This is a genomic window from Methylobacterium sp. Leaf88 (genome assembly GCF_001422795.1).
Lineage (GTDB): Bacteria > Pseudomonadota > Alphaproteobacteria > Rhizobiales > Beijerinckiaceae > Methylobacterium.
On record NZ_LMMK01000013.1, the window covers coordinates 97,738 to 108,848 of the forward strand.

At 71.5% G+C, this 11,111-nt stretch carries 13 protein-coding genes; 10 read left to right on the forward strand and 3 right to left on the reverse strand.

Annotation, left to right across the window (positions count from 1 at the left end; genetic code table 11):
- The first annotated feature begins 183 nt into the window (after positions 1-183).
- From ASF20_RS10615 to ASF20_RS10630, 5 genes are all read left to right on the forward strand, one after another.
- The gene (locus ASF20_RS10615) at positions 184-2,124 is read left to right on the forward strand and encodes a propionyl-CoA synthetase (RefSeq protein ID WP_056273950.1); all 1,941 of its coding nucleotides are present in this window, start codon (positions 184-186) and stop codon (positions 2,122-2,124) included.
- Positions 2,125-2,196: 72 nt separating this feature from the next.
- On the forward strand, positions 2,197-3,315 hold the full coding sequence (locus ASF20_RS10620) for an NADH:flavin oxidoreductase/NADH oxidase (protein WP_056273953.1): 1,119 nt from the start codon (positions 2,197-2,199) through the stop codon (positions 3,313-3,315).
- Between the two features lie 86 nt (positions 3,316-3,401).
- Positions 3,402-3,761 (forward strand): hypothetical protein, encoded by a 360-nt coding sequence (locus ASF20_RS10625; protein WP_056221724.1) that lies wholly within the window; start codon positions 3,402-3,404, stop codon positions 3,759-3,761.
- Positions 3,762-3,842: 81 nt separating this feature from the next.
- Positions 3,843-4,010: a hypothetical protein gene (locus tag ASF20_RS24615; RefSeq protein ID WP_200917522.1), complete on the forward strand. Its 168-nt coding sequence runs from the start codon at positions 3,843-3,845 to the stop codon at positions 4,008-4,010.
- A gap of 28 nt (positions 4,011-4,038) precedes the next feature.
- Positions 4,039-4,335 carry a hypothetical protein gene (locus tag ASF20_RS10630; RefSeq protein WP_056273957.1) on the forward strand — a complete coding sequence of 99 codons (297 nt, stop codon included), beginning with the start codon at positions 4,039-4,041 and terminating at the stop codon, positions 4,333-4,335.
- Between the two features lie 114 nt (positions 4,336-4,449).
- Here ASF20_RS10630 and ASF20_RS10635 read toward each other — a convergent pair whose 3' ends face one another.
- Positions 4,450-5,256 carry a phosphodiester glycosidase family protein gene (locus ASF20_RS10635; protein ID WP_056274002.1) on the reverse strand — a complete coding sequence of 269 codons (807 nt, stop codon included), beginning with the start codon at positions 5,254-5,256 and terminating at the stop codon, positions 4,450-4,452.
- Between the two features lie 239 nt (positions 5,257-5,495).
- On the opposite strand from ASF20_RS10635, the gene ASF20_RS10640 reads away from it, so the two are divergent.
- Positions 5,496-6,014 (forward strand): hypothetical protein, encoded by a 519-nt coding sequence (locus ASF20_RS10640; RefSeq protein ID WP_056221735.1) that lies wholly within the window; start codon positions 5,496-5,498, stop codon positions 6,012-6,014.
- Between the two features lie 73 nt (positions 6,015-6,087).
- Here the strand turns inward: ASF20_RS10640 and ASF20_RS10645 are convergent, their stop codons facing one another.
- Entirely contained in the window at positions 6,088-6,486 is a 399-nt protein-coding gene (locus tag ASF20_RS10645; protein ID WP_056273960.1) for a DUF4174 domain-containing protein, read from the reverse strand.
- A 190-nt stretch (positions 6,487-6,676) separates the two neighbouring features.
- Here ASF20_RS10645 and ASF20_RS10650 point away from each other — a divergent pair, with 190 nt between their 5' ends.
- The 3 genes from ASF20_RS10650 to ASF20_RS10660 all read left to right on the forward strand — a co-directional run bounded on the left by ASF20_RS10650 (position 6,677) and on the right by ASF20_RS10660 (position 9,629).
- On the forward strand, positions 6,677-7,693 hold the full coding sequence (locus ASF20_RS10650; RefSeq protein ID WP_056273963.1) for an NADP-dependent oxidoreductase: 1,017 nt from the start codon (positions 6,677-6,679) through the stop codon (positions 7,691-7,693).
- 206 nt (positions 7,694-7,899) lie between these two features.
- Positions 7,900-8,460 carry a single-stranded DNA-binding protein gene (gene ssb / locus ASF20_RS10655; protein WP_056273965.1) on the forward strand — a complete coding sequence of 187 codons (561 nt, stop codon included), beginning with the start codon at positions 7,900-7,902 and terminating at the stop codon, positions 8,458-8,460.
- Positions 8,461-8,636: 176 nt separating this feature from the next.
- Positions 8,637-9,629 (forward strand): DUF808 domain-containing protein, encoded by a 993-nt coding sequence (locus ASF20_RS10660; RefSeq protein WP_056273968.1) that lies wholly within the window; start codon positions 8,637-8,639, stop codon positions 9,627-9,629.
- A gap of 3 nt (positions 9,630-9,632) precedes the next feature.
- Here the strand turns inward: ASF20_RS10660 and aroQ are convergent, their stop codons facing one another.
- Positions 9,633-10,076, reverse strand: coding sequence for a type II 3-dehydroquinate dehydratase (aroQ, locus tag ASF20_RS10665; protein ID WP_056273970.1), 444 nt, complete (start codon positions 10,074-10,076; stop codon positions 9,633-9,635).
- A 141-nt stretch (positions 10,077-10,217) separates the two neighbouring features.
- On the opposite strand from aroQ, the gene ASF20_RS10670 reads away from it, so the two are divergent.
- Positions 10,218-11,051 (forward strand): 3-keto-5-aminohexanoate cleavage protein, encoded by an 834-nt coding sequence (locus ASF20_RS10670; RefSeq protein WP_056273973.1) that lies wholly within the window; start codon positions 10,218-10,220, stop codon positions 11,049-11,051.
- The last annotated feature ends 60 nt before the right edge of the window (positions 11,052-11,111 follow it).

Sequence of the window (11,111 nt, forward strand, 5' to 3'; positions counted from 1 at the left end):
CCGGCTTCGCGCCGCCGGTCCCCGGGGCGGCGGTTTTCAAGTCCGCCGGCTTCGTCTCGCGAAGCGCGGAAGCAAAAGCCTGCGCCTCGATCCGTTCGGCAGGATGGCGCAGCAGTCCGGCGGCGTAAATTCCGGTAGAGTGCCGAGAAACCGGCAGCACGACCGGTTCCGCGAGGACACGCCATGGACGCCACGCCCCACGCCCCGAATCCGCGGCCCGGCCGCTATGCCGAGACCCACGCCGCCTCGCTGGCCGACCCCGAGGCCTTCTGGCTCGAGGCGGCCCGGGCGATCGACTGGGCGAGCCCGCCGACCCGGGCCTTCGACGCGACGCTCGGCGCCTATGGCCGCTGGTTTCCCGACGCGACCCTGAACGCCTGCCACAACGCCGTGGACCGGCACGTCACGGCCGGGCGCGGCGACCAGGCCGCGATCCTGTACGATTCGCCCGTCACCGGCACCCAGCGCCGAATCACCTACGCGGACCTGCGCGATGCGGTGGCTGTGCTCGCCGGGGTGCTCCGCGACCTCGGGGTCGGCCGGGGCGACCGCGTCGCGATCTACATGCCGATGGTGCCCGAGGCCCTGTTCGGCATGCTCGCCTGCGCCCGCCTCGGCGCCGTCCATTCCGTGGTCTTCGGCGGCTTCGCCGCCAACGAACTGGCGATCCGCATCGAGGACGCCGCACCGAAGGTGGTGCTGGCCGCCTCCTGCGGCATCGAGCCGAGCCGCGTCGTCGCCTACAAGCCGCTCCTCGACGCCGCCCTCGCCGCCTCGGCGCACAAGCCGGCGGCCTGCCTGATCCTGCAGCGCCCGCAGGCGGCGGCCGACCTCGTGCCGGGGCGCGACCACGACTGGGCCGATACGGTGGCACGGGCGGAGACCGACGGCCGGCGGGCGGCCTGCGTGGACGTGGCGGCCACCGACCCGCTCTACATCCTCTACACCTCCGGCACGACGGGAAAACCCAAGGGCGTGGTGCGGGACACCGGCGGGTACTGCGTGGCGCTGGCCTGGTCGATGCCCAACCTCTACGCCGTGGCGCCGGGCGAGACCTACTTCTGCGCCTCCGACATCGGCTGGGTGGTGGGCCATTCCTACATCGTCTACGCGCCCCTCCTGCACGGCTGCACCACGGTGCTGTACGAGGGCAAGCCGGTGGGCACGCCCGATGCCGGAGCCCTCTGGCGGGTGGTTTCGGAGTCCGGCGCCGCCTGCCTGTTCACGGCCCCGACGGCGCTGCGGGCGATCAAGAAGGAGGACCCGCGCGCCGAGCGGGTGGGCGCCTACGACCTCTCGGGCTTCCGCTCCCTGTTCCTGGCCGGCGAGCGGGCCGACCCCGATTCCGTGGCCTGGGCCGAGCGCGCCCTCGGCCGCCCGGTGATCGACCACTGGTGGCAGACCGAGACCGGCTGGGCCATCGCGGGCAATCCCGTCGGCCTCGGCGGGCTGCCGGTCAAGCACGGCAGCGCCGGCGTGCCGATGCCGGGCTACGACCTCGCGGTGCTGGACGAGGCCGGCAAGCCGGTGCCCGCGGGCACGATGGGCACCATCGTCCTGCGGCTACCCCTGCCGCCGGGCTGTCTGCCGACCCTCTGGGGATCGGAGGCACGCTTCCGCGCGAGCTACCTCGCCACGTATCCGGGCTGGTACGACACCTCGGATGCTGGCGTCGTTGATGCCGACGGCTACGTCACGGTGCTCGGCCGCACCGACGACATCATCAACGTCGCCGGGCACCGGCTCTCCACCGGCGGCATGGAGGCGGTGCTGGCGAGCCACCCGGACGTGGCCGAATGCGCGGTGATCGGCATCCGCGACGCCCTGAAGGGCGAGCAGCCCTGCGGCTTCGTCGTGCTGAAATCGGGCGTCGCGCGCCCGACCCAGGCGATCGAGGGCGAGCTCGTGGCCCTGGTCCGCGCGCAGATCGGCCCCGTCGCGGCCTTCAAGCTGGCGCTCACCGTGCAGCGGCTGCCCAAGACCCGCTCGGGCAAGATCCTGCGCGGGACCATGAAGCGCATCGCCGACGGCGAGCCCTGGACCACCCCGCCGACCATCGACGATGCCGGCGTGCTCGACGAGATCGGCGCCAGCCTGAAGGACCGGGGGATCGGGGCCGGGTAGTCGGGCGGGCGGGTAGCCAAGCGCGCGCCGGCGCGCCACCTATGCGGGGATGCAGCCAAGCCGGAGCCCCGCATGACCGCCCGCCTGTTCGAGCCCCTGCGCCTCGACAACCTCACCCTCGAGAACCGGATCATCGTCGCGCCGATGTGCCAGTACTCGGCCCATGCGGGCCAGGCCGGCGACTGGCACCTGATGCATCTCGCTCAGATGGCGATGTCGGGGGCGGGGCTCCTCACCCTGGAGGCGACCGCGATCTCGCCGGAGGCCCGGATCTCGCCCACCGACCTCGGGCTCTATTCCGACGAGACCGAGCGGGCGCTGGGCCGCGTCCTCGACGCGGTGCGAGGCTACGCGCCGGTGCCGATCGCCATCCAGATCAACCATGCGGGCCGCAAGGCCTCCAGCCGCGCCCCCTGGGACGGCGGCGCGCAGATCGACCCCGAGGCACCGGATGGCTGGCGCACGGAAGCCCCCTCGGCCCTGGCGCACGGGGAAGGCGAGGTGGCGCCGCACGCCCTCGATTCGGAAGGGCTGAAGCGCATCCGCGACGGCTTCGTCGCCACTGCGCGCCGGGCCCTGCGCCTGGGTATCGAAGGCTTCGAGCTTCACGGGGCGCACGGCTACCTGCTGCACCAGTTCCTGTCGCCGCTCTCCAACCAGCGCACCGACCAGTATGGCGGCCCCCTCGCCAACCGGATGCGGTTCCCGCTCGAATGCTTCGAGGCGGTGCGGGAGGCCGTGCCGGCGGGCAAGCCGGTCTGGATGCGGGTCTCGGCCACCGACTGGGTCGAGGAGGGCTGGACCCTTGAGGAGACGGTGGAACTCGCCCACGCCTTGAAGCGCCGGGGTGCCGCCGCGATCCACGTCTCCACCGGGGGCCTCTCCACGCAGCAGAAAATCCCGCTCTCGGCCGGCTATCAGGTTCCGTTCGCCGAGCGGATCAAGACCGAGACCGGCCTCACCACCATCGCGGTCGGGCTCATCACCGAGGCCGCCCACGCGGAATCGATCCTGGCCGAGGGCCGGGCCGACGCGGTCTCCCTGGCGCGCGCCCTGCTCTACAACCCGCGCTGGCCCTGGCACGCGGCGGCCGAACTCGGCGCGCAGGTGCGCGCGCCGCGGCAGTACTGGCGTTCGCAGCCGCGCCAGTTCAAGGACCTCTTCACCGATACCCAGCACGGACAGCGCTGAGCGGCCCCCCGCGAAACCTCAAAGGCCCCGACCGCTTTCCTTCAGTCACCCCGCCGAAGCGGGCGTTTCCCGAGAGATCACGCAGCATGGACGACGACGACGTCACGACCTTCGCGGTGGAACGAGTCCGCCTCGACATCGAGAACGGCATCACCCTGATCTCGGGGGCCGACGACGAGGAGGAGCCGGCGGGCTACTTCATCATCCAGATCGAGAAGGGCGATCCCGACGGGCCGCTGATCGAGGTCTTCGGCGAGGACCTGACCCAGTCGGACGGCGTCACCCGGCTCGAACTCGGCCTGCGCCACCTGCAGTTCGCCTTCGACCCGCGCAGCACCATCGGGGCCGAGATGCCGTCCGTCCGCATCGAGTCCCGCACGGAGATCCCGGAGGGCGTACGCGCCCGCCTGTCCGTGGCGTTCGGCAAGCGCGCGAAACGCGCCTGAGACCCGGGCTTGCGCGAAGCGCGCCTGAGACCCAGGCCAGCCCGCGTAAGGTTCAGCAGCAGCGAGGCGAAGAGGCAGTCCGTGGCGATCAAGGTCGGCGACTACGTCGCATCCGAGGACAACGAGGCCACCATGACGGTGGTGGCCCTGGAAGGGGACCGGGCGCTCTGCCGCTGGTTCGTCGACGGCGACGTCGACGGCGACGAGAGGCAAGCCTGGATCGACCTGGCAGCGCTGACCGTTCTGTAGACGGGGCGGCACCGGACCCGGAGGGAACATGTCCGAGATCGAGGAGAAGCGGCGCGAGATCGCCGAGCTGATCGCGCTGGAACTCGGCCTCGGCGACCTCGAAGCCCTGAGCGCGGCCAACCGCGCCGCCGTGGACCGGCAGACGGCCGAGACCATCGCGGGCTGCGGGGCGGACAGCCCGGAGCCCGCCGACTGCACCGAGGCCAACATCCGCCTGCGCGGCCTGCTCCAGCAGTACCGCGCCCTGCAGATCCTCCGCAGCGACGAGGCCGATGCGCGGCTGGCGGAGGAGGGCGAGGTCTTCGGCCGCGAGGACGATGCCTGATATCGGCTCCGCTCGATCGAAGCGGTGCCCGGATCGGCAGGCCTGCGCGGCGCTCGAGCGAAGCCCCGATCCGCCATCCCGAAGGGATCGGACGGATTGGGTCTGAGCGGTCCCTCAGCGCGCCACCGCCCCGACCATCGGGCCGAGGGGGCGGCTGAGGTCCAAGCGGTTCATCGACGGGGCGTAGAGGCTCGACACGCTGCCGTCGAGGAAGAGCGCGTTGCGGCAGCCGAGGGTGTCCTTGTACAGGCGCGCGAAGGCGCCGAAGCTCACCGGCCGCTCCGAGATCGCGAACACGGCGGTGCGGCCGTCGTCGCGGACCCCGACCCCGTTGCGGATCTTCTGGCTCGGGCCGTCCGCGGAGATCTTGGGGTGGATATGCCCGTCCACGACGAGCATCGGCCCCGACTGCGTGGCGAAATCCAGCTTCGGGGCGCTGCGCAGGTAGCGGCCCGTCTCCATCACGCCGGCACGCTCGCCCTTCACCCAGAAGATGCCGTTCGGCTTCAGGTGAAAGTTGCCCGGCCCGTTGGCGGTGGAAACGCCCTTCAGCTCGCGCCCGTCCTCGATGTAGAGCCCGACCGGGGCCTGGCCCTTGTCGTACATGCCGGCATTCATGGCAAAGCGCAGGGACGCCCCCTGCTTCTCCGCCAGGGTCGAGAGCGAGGAATAGGGCAGGCCATCGGCCCCGAGCCAGAACAGCCGCACCCGCTCGCGGCGCAGGTCGACCGTGCACACGGTGTAGGCCTCGCCCTCCGCCTGGACGGCCCGGCAGGGCGCCGGGGCAGGGGCGGCCGCCGGCGCGGCCCTGGCCGGACCGCCGAGGGCGAGGCAGGCGGCGCTCAGGAGGGCGGCGCGCAGAAGGGCGGGGACCGGGAAACGGCGTATCCGAACGCGAGCCCGCACGACATCCTGCACCATGGTCACCCGCATCCCCCTCGACCGCGCCCGCCGGAGGATCGTGGCGGCCGGCCCCGCTTCCTCGCCCGAAACCCCGGGCGATTTCAAGGGCGGCCCGATGTCCGGGGCGACCACCGGGGCCAGGCAGGGCTCGGCGCGCTTCACGATGACGGGAGAGTCGAAACGCGCATGAACCCTTCCGGGTGCCACTGCGTTTGTGCGTCCAAGGGGACGTTTCGGCTTCTTTCGGAGACGATGTGATGAAACGAGTTGTTCTGGCCTCGGCGGCCATGATCGGCGCGCTCGCGATGATTCCCGCCACCGCGGAAGCGCGCGGCGGGTTCGGTGGCGGCGGTTTCCACGGTGGCGGCTTCCACGGCGGCGGATTCGGAGGCGGCGGCTTCCGGGGCGGCTTCGGTGGCGGTGGATTCAGGGGTGGCTTCGGCGGCGGCGGCTTCCGCCATGCCGGCTTCGGCTATCGCGGCGGCTTCGGCGGCTATCGCGGTGGCTTCGGTGGCTACCGCGGCGGATATTACGGGCGCGGCTACGGACGCGGCTACGGCTACGGGCTCGGCGGCCTGGGTCTCGGCGTCGGCCTCGGCCTGGCGGCGGGAGGTCTCTACGGAGGCTACGGCCCGGGCTACGGCTACGGCTACGGCTACGCCCCGGTGGGCTACGGCGCCTACGATTACGGCTACGGCGGCGGCTGCTACACGGTCCCGCGCGTGCGCTGGACCCCCTACGGCTACCGCCGGGTGCTGGTCGAGCGCTGCTACTGATCGGATCGCCTGATCGGCGTTTTTCGAGGGGCCGCCGCGTGCGGCCCCTTTTCGTTGGCCGCTGGTCCGCGCCTCAGCGACGCCTCTCCTCCCGGCGCATCGGCATCGCGTCGATGGTCTCGAACAGCGCGTCCGCCGGGATCGGCGCCGTCGCGGTCCGCTTGGCCTCGCCGTCCTTGCCCACCAGCACCACGCGAAACCCGTCCGCGGGGAGCCCGAGGACCGCCCGCAGGCGCCGTGCCTCGGTCGTGTCGCCGAACGCCTCGCGGATCACGAGATCGCGCTCCATCATGCCGGCTCGGGCTGTCTCGAGCGCGGCACGCTGGGCCGTGACCCGGGGATCGCCGGGCTCGGGCGCGGAGATCACCAGAACCCGGGACCTCCAGCGCTCGCGCGCCAGCGGGTTCTCCGCCGCCTGGGCCGCCGTGACGCCGAGCAGCATCGCCCCGATCGTTCGCCATCCGCGCGCCATCCCGATGTCTCCCGTGCCCGTCGCCGTTCCGGGACAACGCGCGGAGGGGCCTCCGGACCCGTCGCCCGACCCGCACGGAATTGTCATCGGCTGCCGCCGTCCCATCTGTCGGGAGATCTCCCGACGGGCGCGTCCACGGCGCGCCCGCCGCCTCTCGCGAACCCCATCGCGAAAACCCTGGAGCCGCCCCATGACCCACGTGAATCGCCGCATCGTCCTCGCCGCCCGTCCGCACGGTGAGCCGAACGCCTCGCATTTCCGGCTCGAGGAGGCGCGGATGCCGGTGGCGAAGGCGGGCGAAGTGCTGCTCGCCAACCGCTGGCTCTCCCTCGACCCCTACATGCGCGGACGCATGAGCGCGGCGAAATCCTACGCCGAGCCGGTGGCGATCGGCGATACCATGGTGGGCGCCACCGTTGCGGAGGTGATCGAGTCCCAGCACCCCGACTACCGCGTCGGCGAGACGGTGGTGGGCTTCGGCGGCTGGCAGGACTTCGCCGTCTCCGACGGCCGTGGCCTGCGCTGCCTCGATCCGGACGCCGCCCCCGTCACCACCGCCCTCGGCATCCTCGGCATGCCCGGCATGACGGCCTATACGGGCCTCCTGAACATCGGCCAGCCCAAGGCCGGGGAGACCGTGGTGGTGGCCGCCGCCACCGGACCGGTGGGCTCCCTCGTCGGGCAGATCGCCAAGCGCAGGGGCGCGCGGGCGGTGGGCATCGCGGGCGGCCCCGAGAAATGCGCCTTCCTGCGCGACACCCTCGGCTTCGACGCGGCCATCGACCACCGCGCCGAGAACTTCCCCGACGCGCTGGCCGCCGCCTGCCCCGACGGCATCGACGTGTATTTCGAGAATGTCGGCGGCGCTGTGTTCGACGCGGTGCTGCCGCTCCTGAACAACTTCGCCCGCATCCCGGTCTGCGGCCTGGTCTCGGGCTACAACGCCACCGAGCTGCCGCCCGGCCCCGACCGGGTGCCGGTGCTGATGCGCGCGATCCTGTCGAAGCGCCTGCATGTCCAGGGCTTCATCGTCTGGGACTTCGCCGCCCAGGAATCCGCGTTCCTGCAGGAGGTCGGGGCCTGGCTGCGCGACGGCCTCGTGGTCTATCGCGAGGACATCGTCGACGGTTTGGAGAAGGCTCCGGAGGCCTTCGCGGGCCTGCTCCAGGGCCGCAATTTCGGCAAGCTCATCGTCCGGATCCGCTGAGCGGAGGGCAGGGCGCTTCCCTCGGGACGCCTTGCCTCACGGATGGAACAAAGATAGAACATTTGGGTCGGCAGACTCCCTGAGAGTCACGGGGACATCCCGCCGACCGCGATTGCCGCCGGGGCCCGAGAGGCCCATGACAGGGCGGCGTCCCGGTCTTTCGGGGCCGCAGCGCGCAGTGAGATCGATCGGTAGGAGAGAGCGGCATGGCCGGCAGCGTGAACAAGGTGATCCTGGTGGGCAATCTCGGGCGCGACCCCGAGACACGGCGCCTCGCCTCCGGTGATCCCGTGGTCAACCTGCGCATCGCCACATCGGAGTCCTGGAAGGACAAGATGTCGGGCGAACGCAAGGAGAAGACCGAGTGGCACTCGGTGGTGATCTACAACGAGAACCTCGCCCGCGTGGCGGAGCAGTACCTGCGCAAGGGCTCGAAGGTCTACATCGAGGGTCAGCTCCAGACCCGCAAATGGGCGGACCAGTCCGGCGTCGAGAAGTACACCACCGAGGTGGTGCTCCAGCGCTTCCGGGGCGAACTGACCCTTCTCGACGGCCGCAGTGGCGGCGGTGAGATGGGCATGGACGAGGAGAGCGGCGGTCAGATCAGCCGTGGCGGCGATTTCGGCGGCGGCGGCGGTGGTGGCGGACGCGGCGGGGATTACGGCGGCGGTCGCCCCTCGGGCGGCGGCGAGCGCCGGCCCGCCTCGGGCGGCGGTGGCGGCGGCTCGAAGCCGAACTTCGACCTCGACGACGACATTCCGTTCTAGGGTCGACCCCGCGTCGTTAAGGGTCGACCCCGCGTCGTTGATCGCGCGGGACGCCAGGTCCCGACGGTCATCGGCGCGGCTCCGGGATCAAATCGCCGCCTCGTTCGTCTCCTGTAAAGGCCAAGCTCGCCGCGCCATCCGGCGCGGGGACTGTGGCCGGCTAGGCAGGGGTTCCCGTGAGCATCGGACTGATCGCGCTTCTCGATGACGTCGCGGGTCTCGCCAAGGTGGCGGCGGCCTCCCTCGACGATGTCGCCGCCCAGGCGGGCCGCGCTGGCGTGAAGGCGGCCGGCGTCGTCATCGACGATGCCGCCGTGACTCCCCGCTACGTGGTGGGCTTCGCCGCCGAGCGCGAATTGCCCATCGTCGGCCGCATCGCGCTGGGCTCCCTGCGCAACAAGCTGCTGTTCCTGCTGCCCGCCGCCCTGGCGCTCGGCGCCTTCGCGCCCTGGGCGATCACGCCCCTGCTGATGCTCGGGGGGGCCTATCTCTGCTACGAGGGCACCGAGAAGGTCTACGAGGCGCTGTTCCCGCACAAGGCCCATGCCCACGCGGCGAAGCGCGACGAAGCGGCCGGCGATGCCCAGGCCCTGGAGGATCGGAAGGTCTCCAGCGCGATCAAGACGGACTTCATCCTCTCGGCCGAGATCATGGCCATCACCCTCGCGGCCCTGCCCGAGGGCTCGATCTGGATGCGCGCGGCGGTCCTCGCCGTGGTGGCGGTGGGGATCACCGTCGCGGTCTATGGCGGCGTCGCCCTGATCGTGAAGGCGGACGATGCCGGGGTCGCGATGGCCGCCAACGGGTCGCGCTCGGCCTTCGGCAGCCTCGTGCGCGGCCTCGGCCGCGCCCTGGTCAAGGGCATGCCGGGCTTTCTCAAGATCCTGGCCATCGTCGGCACCGCCGCGATGATCTGGGTCGGCGGCGGCATCCTGGTACACGGCCTCGAGGGCTACGGCCTGCCCCAGATCGGCCACGCCATCCACGCCGTGGCGGCCGGGGCGGCGGGCGTCGCCGGTCCCCTCGCCGGGACGGTCGAGTGGCTCGTCACCGCGGCGGGCTCCGGCCTCGTCGGTCTCGTGGTCGGCGCGGCCCTGATCCCGGTGACGAGCTTCCTCCTGGCACCGGCCTGGAACAGCCTGGCCCGGCTGCGGACCCGGGCCGCCTGAAATCTAGGAGGCACCGCGCAGGTGGGCGATGTGCCGAACCGCGAGTTCGTAGCCATGTGTGCCGAAGCCCGCCATCACGGCGGTCGCGGCGAGCGAGACGTAGGAGTGCTGGCGGAAGGCCTCGCGCCGATACACGTTCGAAATGTGGCACTCGATGATCGGCACCTCGCAGGCGTTCAGGGCATCGAGGATCGCGATCGAGGTGTGCGTGTAGGCACCCGGATTGATCACGATCCCAGCCGAGCCCACCCGGTAGGCCTGGATCCAGTCGATGAGCTGGTGCTCGGCATTGCTCTGGTGACAGGCGACCGCGAGGCCGAAGCCGGCGGCCAGGGTTCGACACCGGGCTTCCACGTCCGCCAGCGTCTCGTGCCCGTAGATGTGGGGTTCGCGCTGGCCGAGAAGGTTGAGGTTCGGGCCGTTCAGGATCAGGATCGTGTCGTGCATGGACGCCAGTCTTAAGGCGGGTGGACGGGCCCGGAAAGGGTCCTGTCGCGCTCGGCGCGGCGCGCTTGCGGTCGCCGCCCGCGCGGGCCATGCCGGGCGGGGAGGGGCGCCCATCGCCGCATCCGCACAGGAGGACGTTTCATGAACGAGCCCGTCGTCATCGCCGTCGCGATCACCGGCTCGGTGCCCCGCAAATCCGACAACCCGGCGCTGCCGGTCACGGTGGCGGAGCAGATCGCCTCGACACAGGCCGCCTACGCCGCCGGGGCCACCCTCGCGCATATCCATGTGCGCAACGACGACGAGACGCCGTCCTCGGATCCCGACCGCTTTGCCGCCGTCCAGGAGGGCTTGCGCCGGGCCTGCCCGGGTATTGTGGTCCAGTTCTCCACGGGCGGGCGGGGGCGCGACCCGGCGAGCCGGGGCCTGTCCCTGTCGCATCGTCCCGACATGGCCTCGCTCTCCACGGGGTCGGTGAACTTTCCGACCATCGTCTACGAGAACCCCACGACCCTCGTGACGGACCTCGCGGGTCAGATGAAGCGGTTCGGCGTGCGTCCCGAAATCGAGATCTTCGACCTGTCGCATCTTCACGGCGCCCTGCGTCTCGTGGAGGCCGGGCTGATCGATGATCGCCCGCACGTCCAGTTCGTCATGGGCGTGAAAAACGCCATGCCGGCGGACCCGCACCTCCTCGACCTCATGCTCGGCGAGATGCGCCGCATCCTGCCCCGGGCGACCTGGACGGCGGCCGGGATCGGGCGGCATCAGGCGAAGGTGATGGATTGGGCGCTCGCCCGCGGGGCGCATGCCGTGCGGACGGGCCTCGAGGACAACATCCGGATCACCCGGGAGCGCCTCGCCAGCGGGAATGCCGAACTCGTCGCCCTGGCGGCGGAGACCGTACGGCGGCACGGCCGTCGGGTTGCCACGCCGGCGGAGGCCCGCGCCTTCCTGGGCCTGGGGCAGGCGTGAACGTCGAAAGCCCGCCCTGGATTTCACCGGGGCGGGCTTTTTGTTGAGTTTGGTTGCGGG

Coding starts and splice junctions, on each gene's coding strand:
- ASF20_RS10625 (WP_056221724.1), top strand. CDS start 3,402: ATGGACGACGACGACGTCACGACCTTCGCGGTGGAACGAGTCCGCCTC.
- aroQ (WP_056273970.1), bottom strand. CDS start 10,076: ATGCACGACACGATCCTGATCCTGAACGGCCCGAACCTCAACCTTCTC.
- ASF20_RS10635 (WP_056274002.1), bottom strand. CDS start 5,256: ATGGTGCAGGATGTCGTGCGGGCTCGCGTTCGGATACGCCGTTTCCCG.
- ASF20_RS10670 (WP_056273973.1), top strand. CDS start 10,218: ATGAACGAGCCCGTCGTCATCGCCGTCGCGATCACCGGCTCGGTGCCC.
- ASF20_RS10640 (WP_056221735.1), top strand. CDS start 5,496: ATGAAACGAGTTGTTCTGGCCTCGGCGGCCATGATCGGCGCGCTCGCG.
- ASF20_RS10630 (WP_056273957.1), top strand. CDS start 4,039: ATGTCCGAGATCGAGGAGAAGCGGCGCGAGATCGCCGAGCTGATCGCG.
- ASF20_RS10615 (WP_056273950.1), top strand. CDS start 184: ATGGACGCCACGCCCCACGCCCCGAATCCGCGGCCCGGCCGCTATGCC.
- ASF20_RS10650 (WP_056273963.1), top strand. CDS start 6,677: ATGACCCACGTGAATCGCCGCATCGTCCTCGCCGCCCGTCCGCACGGT.
- ASF20_RS10645 (WP_056273960.1), bottom strand. CDS start 6,486: ATGGCGCGCGGATGGCGAACGATCGGGGCGATGCTGCTCGGCGTCACG.
- ssb (WP_056273965.1), top strand. CDS start 7,900: ATGGCCGGCAGCGTGAACAAGGTGATCCTGGTGGGCAATCTCGGGCGC.
- ASF20_RS10620 (WP_056273953.1), top strand. CDS start 2,197: ATGACCGCCCGCCTGTTCGAGCCCCTGCGCCTCGACAACCTCACCCTC.